Genomic DNA, 16,780 nt, shown 5'->3' with positions numbered 1-16,780 from the left:
CGGTCTAGCCGAGAGGGTGGGCCGCCAGCAGGTCGCCCAGGGCCTCCTCGTGGGCCGCTGCGGGGCCGAGGGAGAGTTCGAGCTGCTTGGCCCAGGCGTGATAGCGGTGCAGCGGGTAGTCGGTGTCGGCACCGAAGCCGCCGTGCAGATGCTGAGCGGTCTGGACGACCCGGCGTACCCCCTCCGAGGCCCAGATCTTCGCCACGGCGACATCGCCGGCCACGGGCAGCGGGCCGCCGACACCGGCACTGTCCCGTGCGGGCGTGAGCCGCCAGGCCGCCTGCCACAGAGTCGCCTCCATCGCCCGCAGGTCGATGTACCGGTCGGCCGCCTGCACGGCGACGGCCTGGAAGGTGGCGACGGGGAAGCCGAACTGTTCACGCTTGCCGGTGTAGGCGCTCGTCATGGCCAGTACACCTTCGCCGAGACCGAGCGAGAGCGCGCACGTGCCGGTGGTCAGCAGGTGGCGCAGCCACTCCCAGGCACCTTCGGCGTCGATCAGCTCGGAAGCGTCGACCCGTACGGAATCCAGCGTGACCTCGGCGAACCGCTCGCCGCTCGTGGAGATCTGCTCGGCCAGCACCATGCCGTCGCGGGTCCGGGGGAGCAGTGCCAGGACAGCCTGACCGTCGGGTGTGTGCGCCGGCACGGCGATGCGGTCCGCCGAGTGCGCCCAGGGGACACCTGTCTGTACGCCGTCGAGCAGCCAGCCGGCCTCCTGGCCGGCGTCCCGACTGGCTTCCCGGCCGGTGTCCCGCCGCGCCGTGACAGCGAGTTCGGCCGGGTCGTGTCCCGTACGGCCGTTGGCTCCCACGGTGATGACCAGTTCACCGCGGCCGACCCGAGGGAGGATCTCGTCCCTCAACCCGGCGCTGCCGTAACGCTCCACGGCCATGGCGACCGCACTCGTCTCCAGCAGAGGTACCCGGGCCAGCACCCTGGCGGACTCGCGCAGCACCAGACAGAGGGCGATGGGGTCGAGTCCTGCTCCGCCGTACTCCGGTGACACCACCAGACTCAGCAGGTCGGCGTCCGTGAGCTTGGCCCACAGCGGCCGGTCGAACTCCTCGGCCACCGCGCCCGCTGTGAGCGCCGGGCTCGGCACGCCGTCGGGCGCGACACCCGAGAACACCGCCTTCGCAGCCTCGACGGCCGCCTGCTGCTCCTCGGTGAAGGTGAAGTCCACTGCCCTGTCCTCCCACACGCCGGCGGTGCTTGAGCCGTTGCCAGGTCCGGTTCCGCTGTTCGTATCTGACGGGTCGTCAAGATAGAACAGGTTCCTGAAAATGAACACAGCTCGGCAGCGCGGGACGGGTCAGGTCACCGGTGGAGGGGTCCCCGGAGGGTCAGCGGTCGAAGTCGAGCTCCACTTCCGCTGTGGCCGGGTGGGACTGGCAGGCCAGCACATAGCCCGCCTCGGTCTCCTCGGGCTCCAGCGCGAAATTGCGATCCATCCGGACCTCGCCCGACACCAGGAAGGCACGGCAAGTGCCGCAGACGCCGCCCTTGCACGCATACGGCGCGTCGGCACGGCTGCGCAGCACGGTCTCCAGGAGCGATTCCCCTTCCTGCACGGGCCACTTGCCGGACCGTCCGTCCAGGGTCGCCGTCAGCGAGGCGTGCGCGGGAGCGCTCACGGGCTCGGCTGTGGGCGCCGAGCCGTCGTCCACATGGAAGATCTCCTGGTGGATACGGCTCCGGTCGACGCCCAGTTGGCGCAGTGCCCGCTCGGCTCCCAGGACCAGGCCGAAGGGGCCGCACAGGAACCAGCCCTGCACGTCTGCCACCGAGAGCAGGGACGGCAGCAAGGCGGTCAGTCGTTCCTGGTCGAGCCGCCCGGACGGCAGGCCCGACTGCTGCTCCTCCCGGGACAGCGTGGTGACCAGCTGGAAGCGGTCGGGGAAACGGTCCTTGAGGTCCGCCACCTCGTCCAGGAACATCGTGGACGCCACGGTCCGGTCGCTGCGGATCAGACAGAACCGGGCCTCCGGCTCCCGGGCCAGCAGTGTGGCCGCCATCGACAGCACCGGAGTGATTCCGCTGCCGCCGACGACCGCGGCGAAGTACCCGGGCCGCGGTTCGAGCAGGAAGCGGCCCATGGGGGGCATCACCTCGACCGTGTCGCCGACGGCGAGCTCCTTGAGCGCGTACGTCGAGAAGTCACCCCCGTCGACCAGGCGGATGCCCACACGCAGCACCGGATCGGTGCCGGAGGGGGAGGCGGCGGCGCAGATCGAGTACGTACGGCGGATCTCCTCGTCCCCCACCAGCCGGCGCATCGCCAGATGCTGGCCGGGGGTGTGGCGGAAGGTCTCGCACAGCTCGGGCGGCACCTGGAAGGTGACCGCGACCGAGTCGTCCGTGAGCCGTTCGACCTCGCTGACCCGGAGCGGATGGAACATCTACAACTCCTTGAAGTGGTCGAACGGTTCACGGCAGTCGACGCAGCGACGCAGCGCCTTGCACGCGGTGGAGGAGAACCTGCTCAGCAGCTCGGTGTCGGTGGATCCGCAGTGCGGGCAGCGCACCGAGAGCGTGAGCGGGATCGGGCCCTCCGCGGGCTGAGGCCGCGGCGGGGCTATCCCGAACTCGGCCAGCTTGCGCCGGCCCTCCGCGCTGATGTCGTTCGTCGACCAGGCCGGGGAGAGGACCTTGACGACCGAGACCTCGGCGACGCCGTGCTCGTGCAGCACCTGCTCGATGTCCGCCGTCATGGCCTCGATCGCCGGGCAGCCGGTGTACGTCGGGGTGAGCTCCACCTCGACGCGGCCCGGGCCGAGGATATGAACCCCGCGCAGGACACCGAGCTCCTCCAGCGTCACCACGGGAAGCTCCGGGTCGGGCACGGAGCCGGCCAGCTTGCGCAGTTCGGACTCGAGCCGGCTGTCGTCACCGGCCTTCGGCGCGCTCGCCGTCCGGTGGACGGGAGCAGGCCGGGCAGCGGTGGCGGCCCGGTCGGCGTGGGCGCGACGGTCCGCGGTGAGGTGGGTGCCGGTCACCATGACGCCCCCGGGTGGCTGCGGTGCAGATGCTGCATCTCGGCGAGCATCCGGCCGAAGGACTCCGTGTGCAGTCCCTGACGCCCTGCGCCGGCCGCCCATGCACCCACCCGCGGTCCCTCGGGCACGGTCAGCGTCGCACGGGTGAGGACGTCCGTCACCGTCTCCAGCCAGCGCGCCTCCAGCGCCTGCTGGTCGACGTCCAGCCCTTCGACCGGCTCGAACATCTCGCCCGTGAACCTCCACAGCGCCTGACAGGCCCGCTGCATGCGCTCATGGCTCTCGTCGGTGCCGTCACCGAGGCGCAGAGTCCACTGCTCGGCATGGTCCTGGTGGTACTCGACTTCCTTGACGGCCTTCGCCGCGAGCCCCGCGAACTCGCCGTCTCCGGCAGCGAGCTGCCCGTACAGCAGTCGCTGGTAGACGGAGAAGTAGAGCTGGCGGGCGATCGTGTGGGCGAAGTCGCCGTTCGGCTGCTCGACCAGCTGGAGGTTGCGGAAAGCCCGCTCCTCGCGCAGATAGGCCAGTTCGTCCTCGTCCCCGACGAGGGACAGCAGCACGCGCGCCTGGCCCAGCAGGTCCAGCGCGATGTTCGCGAGGGCGACGTCCTCCTCCAGCACGGGTGCGTGGCCCGCCCACTCCCCCAGCCGGTGCGAGAGCACCAGCGCGTCGTCGCCGAGGGCGAGTGCCGCGGCGTTCGCCGTGGTGGTCACAGGTGCTTCACCCCGTCCGGGATCTCGTAGAAGGTCGGGTGGCGGTACGGCTTGTCGGCGGACGGCTCGAAGAACGGGTCCTTCTCGTCCGGCGAGGACGCCGTGACCGCCGTGGAGGGCACGACCCAGATGGACACGCCTTCGTTCCGCCGGGTGTAGAGGTCCCGGGCGTTACGGAGCGCCATCTCGGCGTCCGGTGCATGCAGGCTGCCCGCGTGGGTGTGGGACAGCCCGCGGCGGGAGCGCACGAAGACCTCCCACAGGGGCCAGCCGGTCGAACCGCTCATGCCGTCGCCTCCTGGGGCTTCGCGTGCTGTGCTTGATGCTTCTCGGCGTACGCAGCGGCCGCATCCCGGACCCAGGCGCCCTCTTCGTGGGCCCGGCGACGCTGGGTGAGCCGCTCTTCGTTGCAGGGGCCGTTGCCTTTGAGGACGTTCTGGAACTCGGTCCAGTCGATCGCGCCGAAGTCGTGCTGCCCGCGCTCCTCGTTCCAGCGCAGATCGGGGTCCGGGAGGGTCAGGCCCAGGGCCTCGGCCTGCGGAACGCAGATGTCCACGAAGCGCTGGCGCAGCTCGTCGTTCGAGTGGCGCTTGATCTTCCAGGCCATGGATTGCGCCGAGTGCGAGGACTCGTCGTCCGGCGGGCCGAACATCATCAGCGACGGCCACCACCAGCGGTTCACGGCGTCCTGCGCCATGTCGTGCTGCGCGGGTGTCCCCCGCGACAGGGTGAGCAGCAGCTCGAAGCCCTGGCGCTGGTGGAAGGACTCCTCCTTGCAGATCCGGACCATCGCGCGGGCGTACGGGCCGTAGGAGCAGCGGCAGAGCGGCACCTGGTTGGTGATCGCGGCGCCGTCCACCAGCCAGCCGATCGCACCGACATCGGCCCAGGTCAGCGTGGGGTAGTTGAAGATCGACGAATATCGCTGACGGCCGGCGTGGAGCTTGTCGAGAAGCTCGTCGCGGCTGGTCCCCAGCGTTTCGGCGGCGCTGTAGAGGTAGAGCCCGTGGCCGGCCTCGTCCTGCACCTTGGCCATGAGGATCGCCTTGCGCCGCAGGGAGGGTGCTCGGGTGATCCAGTTCGCCTCGGGCTGCATGCCGATGATTTCGGAGTGGGCGTGCTGGGCCATCTGGCGTACCAGCGTCGCTCGGTAAGCCTCGGGCATCCAGTCGCGCGGCTCGATGCGCTCGTCGGCAGCCACGGCGGCGTCGAAAACCGCCTCGTAGCCATCCGCAGTCACTGCCGTCATCCGGGCCCCCTACCGACCGATCGTTCGGTTCATTGACTTCAATGGTGAGTCGACGGGCCTTAAGGTGTCAACCCTGTGGATGACCGACGTGCGCCGAAGGGGACCGGGGGCGGGATGGACTCCTACAACGACGAGGACGCCGAAGGCGCCGCAACCAGGGGCTCCGCGGTGCCGCCGGACCGTGCCGCCGGGCCGGTGCGGCAGGCCACGCAGTCCTCGCAGCAGCCGTCGGACGGGCCTCAGCGTGCTTCGGAGGGGACTCGTGACTCTTCGGCGGACCAGGACCCGCTCCCCGCACCCGGGGACGGTCCGTCGTCCGCGGTCCGGGCAGAGCCCCGGACAGGGGCCCCGCAGACCGCGGAGCCCGCGAAAGCCGCCGTGCCCGGGCCCCGGAGCGGGACCCCGCACGAGGACGCCTTCCCGTCGGAGCCGGACAGCTTCCCGTCGGACCCGGACGCCTCCTCGCCGGACCCGGACCCGGACTCCGCGCCGCTCGATCCTGATGCCCCCACCGGCGGCATCGCGGCGCTCTCGCTGCCGTACCAGGTCGCCGTGGCCGTCTCGCTCGCCCTCATAGCCGTGCTCGCCGGTGTCCATGTGGCGATGGTGTTTCTGCACGTCGCCCCCGCCAACACGGCGAGCAAGGAGTACGGCAAGGCGATCGACGCCTGGGTCTATCCGGAGTTCGAGCAGAACTGGAAACTCTTCGCCCCCAACCCGCTCCAGCAGAATGTCGCCGTCCAGGTGAAGGCCGAGGTCACCACCGCCGACGGCGACCGCAGGAGCACCGGCTGGATCGATCTGAGCGCCGAGGACGGCGACGCGATCCGCGGCAATCTCCTCCCCAGTCACACCCAGCAGAACGCGCTGCGCAGGGCCTGGGACTTCTACATCAATTCGCACGACGACAAGAACCGCTCCAGCGGCCTGCGCGGTCAGCTGTCCGAGAGCTACGTCCGCCGCCTGGTGATGGCCCGCCTCGAACGGCACGACGTCGGCGGAGAGGTCGAGCGCATCCAGCTCAGGTCGTCGACCAGCGCGGTCAAGCCTCCGGACTGGAGCAACGAGAAGTTCGACCTCCGCCCGCAGTTCCGGGTCCTGCCGTGGTGGACCGTCACCGCGGCCGATCTGCCTGGGGGAGTCGACAACGGTCGTACGGAGGCGGACCGGTGAGCGATGCTTCCGAGCGCGGGAACGGCGGAGCCGTCCAGCGCATCACCGCCACGGCCTTCGGGCCGTATCAGACGGCCATCGTGCGGATCGGGTTCGCCGCCACCTGGCTGCTGTTCCTGCTGCGCGAGCTGCCCAACCGCCATGAGATGTACGGACCGCAGGGCCCGTGGAGCTGGGAGATGGGCCGTCGGCTGATCTCCGGCAACGACGCCTTCACGGCGCTGATGTGGTCGGACAGCACTCTCTGGTTCGAAGTCGTCTATGTCGTAGCGGTGCTGTCCAGCGCCCTGCTGCTGGTGGGCTGGCGGACCCGCACCATGTCCGCGCTTTTCATGATCGGCGTTCTGTCGCTCCAGAACCGCTCCATCTTCATGGGCGACGGTGGCGACAACGTGATCCATCTGATGGCCATCTACCTGGTCGTGACGCGCTGCGGTCAGGTCTGGTCGCTGGACGCGCGCCGCGCCGCCCTCGCCACGGAGCGGGAGTCCGAGGCGAGGGAAGCCGGGGTACCGGAGTCCGGGGCGCGGGTCGCCGCGGGGACACGGAGCGATCGGGTCGGCCCGCTTCTGTGGACCGTGCTGGGAGTTGCCCTGGTCATCGCCACGTTCCTGAACGACACCGGCTGGTTCATCCTGCTGCTGCTCTGGGTGCTGTGGGTGGGGCAGGGCTTGTGGTGGATGGCGAACCGGCGAGCCCCGCAGGGTGAGCCGCGCATTCTGCTGGACGCTCTCGCCAATCTTGCCCACAACGCCGGGCTTCTGGTGATCATGGCCGAGGTCTGTCTCATCTACGCCACCGCCGGCTGGTACAAGATCCAGGGCTCACGCTGGCAGGACGGCACCGCGCTCTACTACCCGCTCAAGCTCGACTACTTCACCCCGTGGCCCGCGCTCTCCGATCTGCTGGCCTCGGGCGGGCTGATGGTGCTGGTGCTGACGTACGGCACGGTCGTCGTGCAGGTCGCCTTCCCCTTCACGCTCTTCAACCGGCGCGTCAAGAACGTCCTGCTCGTGGCCATGATGCTGGAGCACGCCGGCATCGCCGTGCTGCTCGGACTGCCGTTCTTCTCGTTGGCGATGATCGCCGCCGACGCCGTGTTCCTGCCGACCGCGTTCCTGGTCTGGCTCGGCGCGCGGGTCGTGCGGAGCCGGGACCGGGTGTTCTCTCGGGCGCCCGCCGTACCGGAGCAGCGGCAGGAGAGTCCCGAGCAGCCCCGTACGCTCGTCGGGTGAGCACCACCCGAGAACCGATCCACGACGATCACGATCCGCTGCAGTACGACGAGGGCTTCGGGCCCGAGGTCGGCGTCGGCCCCCATCCGCTGCCGTGGCCCGAGGGCGAGCACTACGACGCCGAGCTGCTGGCCAACGGCGACCGCCGCAATGTGGTCGATCCCTACCGGTACTGGACGCGTGAAGCGATCGTCGCCGATCTGGACACACGGCGGCACGGCTTCCATGTGGCCGTGGAGAACTGGGGCCACGACTTCAACATCGGCTCGGTGGTCCGGACCGCCAACGCCTTCCTGGCGCGCGAGATCCACATCGTGGGCAGGCGGCGCTGGAACCGCCGCGGTGCCATGGTCACCGACCGCTACCAGCATGTGCGGCACCACCCGGACACGGAATCGCTGACCGCGTGGGCCGCCGCCGAGGATCTCCCGATCATCGGCATCGACAACCTGCCGGGCGCGGTGCCGCTGGAGAGGACCGAGCTGCCGCGCCGCTGTGTGCTGCTCTTCGGCCAGGAAGGCCCGGGTCTCACCGACGAGGCACGCAAGCACGCGACGATGGTGTGCTCCATCGCCCAGTTCGGCTCAACGCGGTCGATCAACGCCGGAGCGGCCGCGGCGATCGCCATGCACGCCTGGGTGCAGCGGTACGCGGAGATCCCGTCGCCCTAGCGTCGCCCTGGGAGGACGAGCCGTGTCGGGGCCCTCTCCCGCCCTGGCCTGCGCCTGACCGGCACATGCCGTGCCGCAGACCCCGGTCGGCCGGGGTCTGCGGCACGGAGCTCTTCTCACGCCTGGCGGCGGACCTCCACCACCCGGAAGCGGTTGGAGACGAAGGCGCCGTCGCACAGGGCCGCGTTCGCCGCCGGGTTGCCGCCCGAGCCGTGGAAGTCGGAGAAGGCCGCCGTCTGGTTGACGTAGACCCCGCCCGTCAGGTTCAGCGAGAGCTGGGCCGACTCGTCCAGGCAGACGTCCTCGATCGCGCGCTCCGTCTCCGCTGAGGTGGTGTAGGCACCCACCGTCATGGCGCCCTGGTCGCGGACCGTGCGCCGCAGCAGCTCCAGGGAGTCCGCGGTCGAGTCCACGGCGACCGCGAACGAGACCGGGCCGAAGCACTCGGTCAGATAGACCGCCTCGGTGTCCGGCTTGGCACCGTCGAGCTTGACGATCACCGGCGTACGCACGACGGCGTCGGGGAACTCCGGGTTGGTGATCTTCCGCGAGGGAAGGGCCACTTCACCGAGACCGGCCGCGCCGTCCAGCCGGCCCTTCACATCGGGGTTGACGAGTGCGCCCAGCAGGGCGTTCGCCCGGGCGTCGTCGCCGAGCAGTCCGCCCACCGAGGCCGCCAGGTCGCCGACCACCTCGTCGTACGACTTGTGGCCGGCGTCCGTCGTGATGCCGTCGCGCGGAATCAGGAAGTTCTGCGGGGTGGTGCACATCTGGCCGCTGTAGAGGGACAGCGAGAAGGCCAGGTTGGACAGCATCCCCTTGTAGTTGTCCGTGGAGTCGACGACGACGGTGTTGACGCCGGCCTTCTCGGTGTAGACCTGTGCCTGACGGGCGTTGGCCTCCAGCCAGTCACCGAACGCGGTGGAACCCGTGTAGTCGATGATCTTGATCTCGGGGCGCACGGCCAGGGTCTTGGCGATGCCTTCACCGGGACGCTCGGCGGCCAGGGCCACCAGGTTCGGGTCGAAGCCCGCCTCGGCCAGCACCTCGCGGGCCACCCGCACGGTGAGCGCCAGCGGGAGGACGGCGCGCGGATGCGGCTTGACCAGGACGGGGTTGCCGGTGGCGAGCGACGCGAACAGGCCGGGATAGCCGTTCCACGTCGGGAAGGTGTTGCAGCCGATCAGCAGGGAGATACCGCGGCCGGCCGTGGTGAAGGTCTTCCGCAGCTCCAGCGGGTCCCGCTTGCCCTGGGGCTTGGACCAGTCGGCGGCCGCGGGGGTGCGGACCTGCTCGGCGTACGCGTACGCCACGGCTTCCATGCCGCGGTCCTGGGCGTGCGGGCCGCCCGCCTGGAACGCCATCATGAACGCCTGCCCGCTGGTGTGCATCACCGCGTGGGCGAATTCATGGGTGCGGGCGCTGATGCGCGACAGGATCTCCAGGCAGACCAGGGCGCGCGTCTCCGGGCCGGCCTCACGCCAGCCGGCCATTCCCGCGCGCATGGCGGGGAGCAGGACGTCCAGGTCGGGGTGCGGGTACTCGATGCCCAACTCCGGGCCGTACGGCGAGACCTCGCCACCCGTCCAGTCGTCGGTGCCCGGCTGGTCCAGGTCGAACCTGGTGCCGCGCAGGGCTTCGAAAGCCGCGAGTCCCTCGGCCGGCGCGCTCTCGCCGTACGCCTTCGGGTGCTCGGGGTGCGGGGACCAGTAGGCGCGGGTGCGGATCGCCTCGAGGGCCTGGTCGAGCGTCGGCCGGTGGGTCTCGGTCAGCTGCATGACGGACCAACTCCTCGTCGAGCTGGGCAGGGATGGAATGACAGAGTTAGAGTAACCGAACGATCGGTCGGTACAAGGGGGCCTGTCAAACCTGTGGACAACGCATCGGGGAGGATCGCTTCCATGACCGCCATCGATCAGAGCCGTACCGTCGCCGTGGTCGGCACCGGCACCATGGGGCAGGGAATCGCCCAGGTCGCCCTTGTGGCGGGCCATCCGGTGCTGCTGTACGACGCCGTGCCGGGGCGGGCGGACGAGGCCGCCGAGGCGATCGGCGCGCGTCTGGACCGGCTGGTCGAAAAAGGCCGGATGGCAGCGGCCGAGCGGGACGGCGCCCGGGCGCGTCTGCAGCCGGCGGCGGATCTCGCCGAGCTGGCCGACGCGGCGCTCGTCGTCGAGGCGATCGTCGAACAACTGCCGGTGAAGCAGCAGCTGTTCGTCGCCCTGGAGAAGATCGTCGCGGAGGACTGCCTCCTCGCCACGAACACCTCTTCGCTCTCCGTCACCGCGGTGGCGGGCGCCCTGAAGAACCCCGGCCGGTTCGTCGGTCTGCACTTCTTCAACCCCGCGCCCCTGCTCCCTCTGGTCGAGGTGGTCAGCGGCTTCGCCACGGAGAGCGCTGCCGCCACGCGCGCGTACGCGACGGCGAAGGCCTGGGGGAAGACCCCCGTGCGCTGCGCCGACACCCCGGGCTTCATCGTCAACCGCATCGCCCGGCCCTTCTACGCCGAGGCCTTCGCGGTCTACGAGGAGCAGGCCGCCGACCCCGCCACGATCGACGCGGTGCTGCGCGAGTGCGGCGGCTTCAAGATGGGCCCCTTCGAGCTCACCGACCTGATCGGCCAGGACGTCAACGAGGCCGTGACCCGCTCCGTCTGGGACTCCTTCTTCCAGAGTCCCAAGTTCGTCCCGTCGCTCGCCCAGCGCCGGCTGGTCGAGTCGGGGCTCCACGGCCGCAAGAGCGGACGCGGCTGGTACGCGTACACGGACGGGGCGACCCGGCCCGAACCGCACACCGCTCCGGCCACCGAGCCGCCCACCGAGATCACCGTCGAGGGCGACCTCGGGCCCGCGGGGGAGCTGGTCGCCCTGCTGCGGGAGGCCGGCATCACCGTCCGTGAGACGGAGGAGGACCGCGGGACCCGGATCCTGCTGCCCAGCGGCGGCCAGCTGGTGCTGGCCGACGGCCAGACCTCGGCCGAGTTCCGCGACGTCGTCTACTTCGACCTGGCCCTCGACTACCGCGCCGCCACCCGGATCGCGCTGGCCGCGTCCGAGGTCACCGAGTGGGAGACGCTCCGGCAGTCCATCGGCCTGTTCCAGGCGCTCGGCAAGAGCGTCAGCGTCATCCGGGACGTCCCCGGGATGATCGTGGCCCGCACGGTCGCGATGCTCGTGGACCTCGCCGCCGACGCCGTGGCCAAGAAGGTCGCGTCCGCCCAGGACATCGACACGGCGATGCGGCTGGGCGTCAACTACCCGCTGGGGCCCGTCGAGTGGGGCCGCCGCCTCGGCCGGTCCTGGGCGCACGAGCTGCTGGACGAGCTCCACGCGCGCGTGCCCACCGGGCGCTACGCCCCCTCCCTGGGGCTCTACCGGCAGTCGTACATTCGCACCGAGAAGGACGAGGCAGGCGCATGACGACGGCCAAGCGGGACACGTACACACCCGAGACGCTGCTGACGGTCGCCGTGCGGATCTTCAACGAGCGCGGCTACGACGGCACCTCGATGGAGCACCTCTCCCAGGCCGCCGGTATCTCCAAGTCCTCGATCTACCACCACGTCGCCGGCAAGGAGGAACTGCTGCGCCGGGCCGTGAGCCGGGCCATCGACGCGCTCTTCGCGATCCTGGACGAGCCGGGAGGCCTGCGCGGGCGCGCCATCGAGCGGGTGGAGTACGTCACCCGGCGCACGGTGGAGGTGCTGGTGGCCGAGCTGCCCTATGTGACGCTGCTGCTGCGCGTCCGGGGCAACACCAAGACCGAGCGGTGGGCGATGGAACGCCGCCGTGAGTTCGACCAGCGCGTCGCCGATCTGCTGAAGGCGGCGGCGGCCGACGGGGATCTGCGCGCCGACGTGGACATCCGGCTCGCCACGCGGCTGCTGTTCGGCATGGTGAACTCGCTGGTCGAGTGGTACCGGCCGCACGCGGGCGGGGGCTACGACGGGGACCAGGTCGCCGAGACGGTCGTGCGGCTCGCTTTCGACGGTCTGCGTACGGACTCCGCCGAGGGCTGACCGGAGCCGCCTGCTCACCTCGTCCGCCGCCCGGCGGGCACCACCCCTCGAGCGACGACGCGCGCTCGCTCCGCACGTCCCTCGCGCCACCGCACCGCGCGGCCCGTCCGGGGCCGGCCACCCGCGGGTTCCACTCGCACGGCCCAGCGCTCCGGCGGTCCGCGCCGCGAGTGCAGGCCTGCTACAGCGGTTCGATGTCCGGGGTCCCCGCAGGGCCTGGCCCCGGGTCGAGGTCCGTCTCCTCGAAGACCAGCAGCGTGCGGGTGGAGAGCACCTCCGGGATGGACTGGAGCCGGGTAAGGACCAGCTCCCGCAAGGTGCGGTTGTCCGGGGTGTGCACCAGGAGCAGGACGTCGAAATCGCCGCTGACCAGAGCGATGTGCGCGGCGCCGGGCAGCGCCTGGAGCTGCTCGCGCACGGTCCGCCAGGAGTTCTGCACGATCTTGAGGGTGATATACGCGGAGGCGCCCTGACCTGCGCGTTCGTGGTTGACCCGAGCGCTGAATCCGCGTATCACGCCGTCGTCGATGAGCCGGTTGATCCGCGCGTACGCATTGGCGCGTGACACATGGACGCGCTCGGCCACGGAACGTATCGAGGCACGGCCCTCCGTCTGGAGGATGCGCAGGATGTCGCGGTCGATGGCGTCGAGCGGGCGGGCCGGAGGGCCCGTGTCCGAACCGTCCCCGCCGTCGGCCATTTGTTCAGCTGCCATATCCCCCCGCCTCCCTGGCATGGACGACCTGTCTCCATCAGAGGCTGTGGAGAACCGTTTGTCCACAGGCTGGAGGTGCCTGTAGCCAAAATGCGTCCACGACCGAACAATCGGTAGGTGAGGCGGGCCACACCCCGGCCGCTTCGTCGTCGCTCCCAGGAGGAGGTGCTCGCTGTGCGAAAGAGCAGCATGACGGTCCAGGAGCTGCCCGGCGCCGTCGCGTACCGGCCCACGCCGCCCCCGGCGTGGAAGCCCCGTACGGACCCCGCGCCACTGCTCCCGGACCCGGAGCCGTACCGCGTGCTCGGTACGGACGCCGCGGCCGGCACCGACCCCGAGCTGCTGCTGAAGCTGTACGCCCAGCTGGTGCGCGGCCGCAGGTACAACGTGCAGGCGACCGCCCTCACCAAGCAGGGCCGGCTCGCGGTCTACCCCTCCAGCACCGGGCAGGAGGCGAGCGAGGTGGCGGCCGCGCTGGCGCTGGAGGAGCGCGACTGGCTCTTCCCCAGCTACCGCGACACGCTCGCCGCCGTGGCACGCGGCCTGGACCCCGTGCAGGCGCTGACCCTGCTGCGCGGCGACTGGCACACCGGCTACGACCCGCACGAGCACCGCATAGCGCCCCTGAGCACCCCCCTCGCCACCCAGCTGCCCCACGCCGTCGGACTGGCGCACGCCGCCCGGCTCAAGGGGGACGACGTCGTCGCGCTCGCCATGGTCGGCGACGGCGGCACCAGCGAGGGCGACTTCCACGAGGCGCTGAACTTCGCCGCCGTCTGGCAGGCCCCTGTCGTCTTCCTCGTGCAGAACAACGGTTTCGCGATCTCCGTGCCGCTGGCCAAGCAGACCGCCGCCCCCTCGCTCGCCCACAAGGCCGTGGGGTACGGCATGCCGGGCCGACTGGTCGACGGGAACGACGCCGCCGCGATGCACGAGGTCCTCAGCGACGCGGTCGACCGCGCCCGCCGCGGCGGTGGCCCCACGCTGATCGAGGCCGTCACCTATCGCATCGAAGCCCACACCAACGCCGACGACGCGACGCGCTACCGCGGCGACGCCGAGGTCGAGGCCTGGCGGGCACACGACCCGATCCGGCTGCTGGAGCGTGAGTTGACGGAGCGAGGACTGCTGGACGACGAGGCCAGGGAGAGCGTCGCCGCCTCCGCCGAGACGATGGCGGCGGACCTGCGCGAGCGGATGAACGCCGAGCCGGTGCTCCAGCCGATGGACCTCTTCGAGCATGTCTACGCCGAGCAGACCAGCCAGCTGCGTGAGCAGGCCGCGCAGCTGCGCGCCGAGCTCGACGCCGAGGGAGAAGCACGATGACCACGGCCGCGGTGAAGCCCGCCACCATGGCGCAGGCCCTGCAGCGCGCCATGCGCGACGCGATGGCGCAGGACCCGACCGTCCATGTGATGGGGGAGGACGTCGGCACGCTCGGCGGAGTCTTCCGGGTGACGGACGGACTCGCCGAGGAGTTCGGCGAGGACCGGTGCACCGACACACCGCTGGCGGAGGCGGGCATTCTCGGCACCGCGGTCGGTATGGCGATGTACGGGCTGCGGCCCGTCGTCGAGATGCAGTTCGACGCCTTCGCGTATCCCGCGTTCGAGCAGCTGATCAGCCATGTCTCCCGGATGCGCAACCGCACCAAGGGCGCCATGCCGATGCCCATCACCGTGCGCGTGCCGTACGGCGGCGGGATCGGCGGCGTCGAGCACCACAGCGACTCGTCCGAGGCCTACTACATGGCGACCCCGGGGCTCCATGTCGTCACGCCCGCGACGGTCGACGACGCGTACGGGCTGCTCAGGGCCGCGATCGCCTCGGACGACCCGGTGGTCTTCCTGGAGCCCAAGCGGCTGTACTGGTCGAAGTCGCAGTGGTCGCCGGAGGCACCCACCGCCGTCGAGCCGATAGGCCGCGCCGTGGTCAGGCGTCAGGGACGCAGCGCCACGCTCATCACCTACGGCCCCTCCCTGCCGGTCTGCATGGAGGCGGCGGAGGCCGCCGCGGCCGAGGGCTGGGACCTCGAGGTCGTCGACCTGCGGTCCCTGGTGCCCTTCGACGACGAGACGGTCTGTGCGTCCGTGCGGCGTACGGGACGGGCGGTCGTCGTCCACGAGTCCACCGGCTTCGGCGGTCCCGGAGGGGAGATCGCCGCGCGGGTGACGGAGCGCTGCTTCCACCATCTGGAGGCTCCGGTGCTCCGGGTGGCCGGGTTCGACATCCCCTATCCGCCGCCGATGCTGGAGCGGCACCATCTGCCGGGAGTGGACCGGGTGCTCGACGCGGTCGCGCGACTGCAGTGGGAGGCGGGGAGCTGATGGCACAGGTGCTGGAGTTCAAGCTGCCGGACCTCGGCGAGGGACTGACCGAGGCGGAGATCGTGCGCTGGCTGGTCGACGTGGGAGACGTCGTCGCGATCGACCAGCCCGTGGTCGAGGTCGAGACGGCGAAGGCCATGGTCGAGGTGCCCTGCCCCTACGGCGGTGTGGTCACCGCGCGGTACGGCGAGGAGGGCACCGAACTGCCGGTCGGCGCACCGCTGCTGACGGTGGCGGTCGGCGCCTCGTCAGCCGTTGACGGCAAGGAAGCCGGTCCGGCCGCTGAGCCTGCGTCGGCGTCGTCGGCGCAGGCCTCGGGTGAGTCGTCCGGCAATGTGCTGGTGGGGTACGGGACGGGTGCGCCCGCGGCTCGCCGCCGCCGGATTCGGCCCGCTGTCCCGCCTGCCGCTCCGGCCGCTCCGGCCGAGCGTGCTCCCGCGCCGGCGGCCCCCGCGGCCGCCGCATACGTCGAGCCCACACCCGCCCCCGCTGCTCAGGCCGCTGTCGCGGGTCACGCCGGACTCAACGGTGGTGTGGCTGTCCGGGACGGTGCGATCGGGCCCGTGCCCGTCATCTCGCCGCTGGTGCGCAGGCTCGCCCGGGACAACGGCCTGGACCTCAGGCAGTTGACGGGCTCGGGTCCGGACGGCCTGATCCTGCGGGCGGACGTCGAACGCGCCATGGCCGCGGCCGAGGCTCCGGCCGTGCCCGCCGACGCTCCGACCATCACCGCCCCGACCACCAGCGCCCCCGTCGCCACCGCCCCTGCCGCTGCGGCACAGACCGGAACGCGCGGTGAACGGATACCGCTGCGCGGTGTTCGCGGCGCCGTCGCGGACAAGCTGTCCCGCAGCCGCCGCGAAATACCCGAGGCCACCTGCTGGGTGGACGCGGACGCGACCGAGCTGATGGCCGCCCGCGCCGCGATGAACGCCGCCGGTGGACCGAAGATCTCGCTCATCGCGCTGCTCGCCCGGATCTGCACGGCCGCGCTGGCCCGCCACCCGGAGCTCAACTCCACGGTGGACATGGAGGCCAGGGAGATCGTCCGGCTGCCCGAGGTCCACCTCGGGTTCGCGGCACAGACCGAGCGCGGTCTGGTCGTCCCCGTGGTGCGGGACGCCCAGAGCCGCTCGGCCGAGTCGCTGAGCGCGGAGTTCGCGCGGCTCACCGAGGTGGCGAGGCAGGGTGCGCTCACGCCGGCGGACCTGACGGGCGGGACGTTCACGCTGAACAACTACGGAGTGTTCGGCGTCGACGGCTCCACGCCGATCATCAACCACCCGGAGGCGGCGATGCTCGGGGTCGGCCGGATCGTGCCCAAGCCGTGGGTGCACGAGGGCGAACTGGCCGTGCGCCAGGTCGTCCAGCTCTCGCTCACCTTCGACCACCGGGTGTGCGACGGCGGCACCGCCGGAGGATTCCTGCGGTACGTGGCCGACTGCGTCGAGCACCCCTCGGTGCTGCTGCGCACGCTGTAGGTCCTGTCCGGGCGATCTTGTCGGGCCTGTGACGACAGCGACAGCTAGGCACTCCCTCGTAGCCCTTCGGGCACGGGAGGTGCCCCCACGCTGTGTTGTCTCAGTCGCCCGAGTACGCCCGGTATGAGGACGATCTCCCCCAGCCTGCGGCGGGGGTGCCCCACGGCCGTGCGATGCACCGCATCTGACGCCACAGGCT

At 71.0% G+C, this 16,780-nt stretch carries 16 protein-coding genes; 8 read left to right on the top strand and 8 right to left on the bottom strand.

Annotated elements, in window-relative coordinates; translation table 11 throughout:
- Nucleotides 1-4: 4 nt before the first annotated feature.
- The 6 genes from RPQ07_RS18495 to paaA all read right to left on the bottom strand — a co-directional run bounded on the left by RPQ07_RS18495 (nucleotide 5) and on the right by paaA (nucleotide 4,961).
- On the bottom strand, nucleotides 5-1,186 hold the full coding sequence (locus tag RPQ07_RS18495; RefSeq protein ID WP_313945271.1) for an acyl-CoA dehydrogenase family protein: 1,182 nt from the start codon (nucleotides 1,184-1,186) through the stop codon (nucleotides 5-7).
- 160 nt (nucleotides 1,187-1,346) lie between these two features.
- Nucleotides 1,347-2,402 carry a 2Fe-2S iron-sulfur cluster-binding protein gene (locus RPQ07_RS18490; RefSeq protein WP_313945269.1) on the bottom strand — a complete coding sequence of 352 codons (1,056 nt, stop codon included), beginning with the start codon at nucleotides 2,400-2,402 and terminating at the stop codon, nucleotides 1,347-1,349.
- Entirely contained in the window at nucleotides 2,403-3,002 is a 600-nt protein-coding gene (paaD, locus tag RPQ07_RS18485; protein ID WP_313945268.1) for a 1,2-phenylacetyl-CoA epoxidase subunit PaaD, read from the bottom strand.
- A complete protein-coding gene (gene paaC, locus RPQ07_RS18480) occupies nucleotides 2,996-3,712 on the bottom strand; it encodes a 1,2-phenylacetyl-CoA epoxidase subunit PaaC (protein WP_313945267.1) in 717 nt (238 codons plus the stop codon). The genes paaD and paaC overlap by 7 nt, the downstream gene beginning before the upstream one ends.
- Nucleotides 3,709-3,999, bottom strand: a complete 291-nt coding sequence (paaB, locus tag RPQ07_RS18475) for a 1,2-phenylacetyl-CoA epoxidase subunit PaaB (protein WP_313945266.1) — start codon at nucleotides 3,997-3,999, stop codon at nucleotides 3,709-3,711. Before paaB ends, paaC begins: the two co-directional genes overlap by 4 nt.
- Complete coding sequence (paaA, locus tag RPQ07_RS18470) at nucleotides 3,996-4,961, bottom strand: 1,2-phenylacetyl-CoA epoxidase subunit PaaA (RefSeq protein ID WP_313945265.1); 966 nt, start codon at nucleotides 4,959-4,961, stop codon at nucleotides 3,996-3,998. The genes paaB and paaA overlap by 4 nt, the downstream gene beginning before the upstream one ends.
- A 75-nt stretch (nucleotides 4,962-5,036) precedes the next feature.
- On the opposite strand from paaA, the gene RPQ07_RS18465 reads away from it, so the two are divergent.
- From RPQ07_RS18465 to RPQ07_RS18455, 3 genes are read left to right on the top strand one after another with little or no spacing between them, the layout of a single operon-like run.
- Entirely contained in the window at nucleotides 5,037-6,134 is a 1,098-nt protein-coding gene (locus RPQ07_RS18465; protein WP_313945264.1) for a DUF5819 family protein, read from the top strand.
- A complete protein-coding gene (locus tag RPQ07_RS18460; RefSeq protein WP_313945263.1) occupies nucleotides 6,131-7,369 on the top strand; it encodes an HTTM domain-containing protein in 1,239 nt (412 codons plus the stop codon). The genes RPQ07_RS18465 and RPQ07_RS18460 overlap by 4 nt, the downstream gene beginning before the upstream one ends.
- The gene (locus RPQ07_RS18455; protein ID WP_313945262.1) at nucleotides 7,366-8,040 is read left to right on the top strand and encodes a TrmH family RNA methyltransferase; all 675 of its coding nucleotides are present in this window, start codon (nucleotides 7,366-7,368) and stop codon (nucleotides 8,038-8,040) included. The genes RPQ07_RS18460 and RPQ07_RS18455 overlap by 4 nt, the downstream gene beginning before the upstream one ends.
- A 116-nt stretch (nucleotides 8,041-8,156) precedes the next feature.
- On the opposite strand, the gene paaN is transcribed toward RPQ07_RS18455, so the two are convergent.
- A complete protein-coding gene (gene paaN, locus RPQ07_RS18450; RefSeq protein WP_313945261.1) occupies nucleotides 8,157-9,818 on the bottom strand; it encodes a phenylacetic acid degradation protein PaaN in 1,662 nt (553 codons plus the stop codon).
- A gap of 123 nt (nucleotides 9,819-9,941) precedes the next feature.
- Here paaN and RPQ07_RS18445 point away from each other — a divergent pair, with 123 nt between their 5' ends.
- Both RPQ07_RS18445 and RPQ07_RS18440 read left to right on the top strand, forming a co-directional pair.
- The gene (locus RPQ07_RS18445) at nucleotides 9,942-11,459 is read left to right on the top strand and encodes a 3-hydroxyacyl-CoA dehydrogenase (protein WP_313945260.1); all 1,518 of its coding nucleotides are present in this window, start codon (nucleotides 9,942-9,944) and stop codon (nucleotides 11,457-11,459) included.
- Nucleotides 11,456-12,058 (top strand): TetR/AcrR family transcriptional regulator, encoded by a 603-nt coding sequence (locus RPQ07_RS18440; protein ID WP_313945259.1) that lies wholly within the window; start codon nucleotides 11,456-11,458, stop codon nucleotides 12,056-12,058. Before RPQ07_RS18445 ends, RPQ07_RS18440 begins: the two co-directional genes overlap by 4 nt.
- A 181-nt stretch (nucleotides 12,059-12,239) precedes the next feature.
- Here the strand turns inward: RPQ07_RS18440 and RPQ07_RS18435 are convergent, their stop codons facing one another.
- Nucleotides 12,240-12,758, bottom strand: coding sequence for an Lrp/AsnC family transcriptional regulator (locus RPQ07_RS18435; RefSeq protein WP_313948941.1), 519 nt, complete (start codon nucleotides 12,756-12,758; stop codon nucleotides 12,240-12,242).
- 204 nt (nucleotides 12,759-12,962) lie between these two features.
- Here RPQ07_RS18435 and pdhA point away from each other — a divergent pair, with 204 nt between their 5' ends.
- The 3 genes from pdhA to RPQ07_RS18420 are packed head-to-tail and all read left to right on the top strand — an operon-like array spanning nucleotide 12,963 to nucleotide 16,581.
- A complete protein-coding gene (gene pdhA, locus RPQ07_RS18430; RefSeq protein WP_313948940.1) occupies nucleotides 12,963-14,099 on the top strand; it encodes a pyruvate dehydrogenase (acetyl-transferring) E1 component subunit alpha in 1,137 nt (378 codons plus the stop codon).
- Nucleotides 14,096-15,100, top strand: a complete 1,005-nt coding sequence (locus RPQ07_RS18425) for an alpha-ketoacid dehydrogenase subunit beta (RefSeq protein ID WP_313945258.1) — start codon at nucleotides 14,096-14,098, stop codon at nucleotides 15,098-15,100. The genes pdhA and RPQ07_RS18425 overlap by 4 nt, the downstream gene beginning before the upstream one ends.
- Complete coding sequence (locus RPQ07_RS18420; RefSeq protein ID WP_313945256.1) at nucleotides 15,100-16,581, top strand: dihydrolipoamide acetyltransferase family protein; 1,482 nt, start codon at nucleotides 15,100-15,102, stop codon at nucleotides 16,579-16,581. Before RPQ07_RS18425 ends, RPQ07_RS18420 begins: the two co-directional genes overlap by 1 nt.
- Nucleotides 16,582-16,780 lie beyond the last annotated feature (199 nt).

Origin of the sequence: Streptomyces sp. AM8-1-1, assembly GCF_032229325.1 — a bacterium.
Taxonomy (GTDB): domain Bacteria; phylum Actinomycetota; class Actinomycetes; order Streptomycetales; family Streptomycetaceae; genus Streptomyces; species Streptomyces achmelvichensis.
This window is presented reverse-complemented; position numbering and strand designations above follow the sequence as displayed.

Bases quoted from the DNA above. Each gene is read 5' to 3' on its own strand.
- RPQ07_RS18490 (WP_313945269.1), bottom strand. From the start codon at position 2,402: ATGTTCCATCCGCTCCGGGTCAGCGAGGTCGAACGGCTCACGGACGAC.
- paaD (WP_313945268.1), bottom strand. From the start codon at position 3,002: ATGGTGACCGGCACCCACCTCACCGCGGACCGTCGCGCCCACGCCGAC.
- paaB (WP_313945266.1), bottom strand. From the start codon at position 3,999: ATGAGCGGTTCGACCGGCTGGCCCCTGTGGGAGGTCTTCGTGCGCTCC.
- paaA (WP_313945265.1), bottom strand. From the start codon at position 4,961: ATGACGGCAGTGACTGCGGATGGCTACGAGGCGGTTTTCGACGCCGCC.
- paaN (WP_313945261.1), bottom strand. From the start codon at position 9,818: ATGCAGCTGACCGAGACCCACCGGCCGACGCTCGACCAGGCCCTCGAG.
- RPQ07_RS18445 (WP_313945260.1), top strand. From the start codon at position 9,942: ATGACCGCCATCGATCAGAGCCGTACCGTCGCCGTGGTCGGCACCGGC.
- RPQ07_RS18440 (WP_313945259.1), top strand. From the start codon at position 11,456: ATGACGACGGCCAAGCGGGACACGTACACACCCGAGACGCTGCTGACG.
- RPQ07_RS18435 (WP_313948941.1), bottom strand. From the start codon at position 12,758: ATGGCCGACGGCGGGGACGGTTCGGACACGGGCCCTCCGGCCCGCCCG.
- pdhA (WP_313948940.1), top strand. From the start codon at position 12,963: ATGACGGTCCAGGAGCTGCCCGGCGCCGTCGCGTACCGGCCCACGCCG.
- RPQ07_RS18425 (WP_313945258.1), top strand. From the start codon at position 14,096: ATGACCACGGCCGCGGTGAAGCCCGCCACCATGGCGCAGGCCCTGCAG.
- RPQ07_RS18420 (WP_313945256.1), top strand. From the start codon at position 15,100: ATGGCACAGGTGCTGGAGTTCAAGCTGCCGGACCTCGGCGAGGGACTG.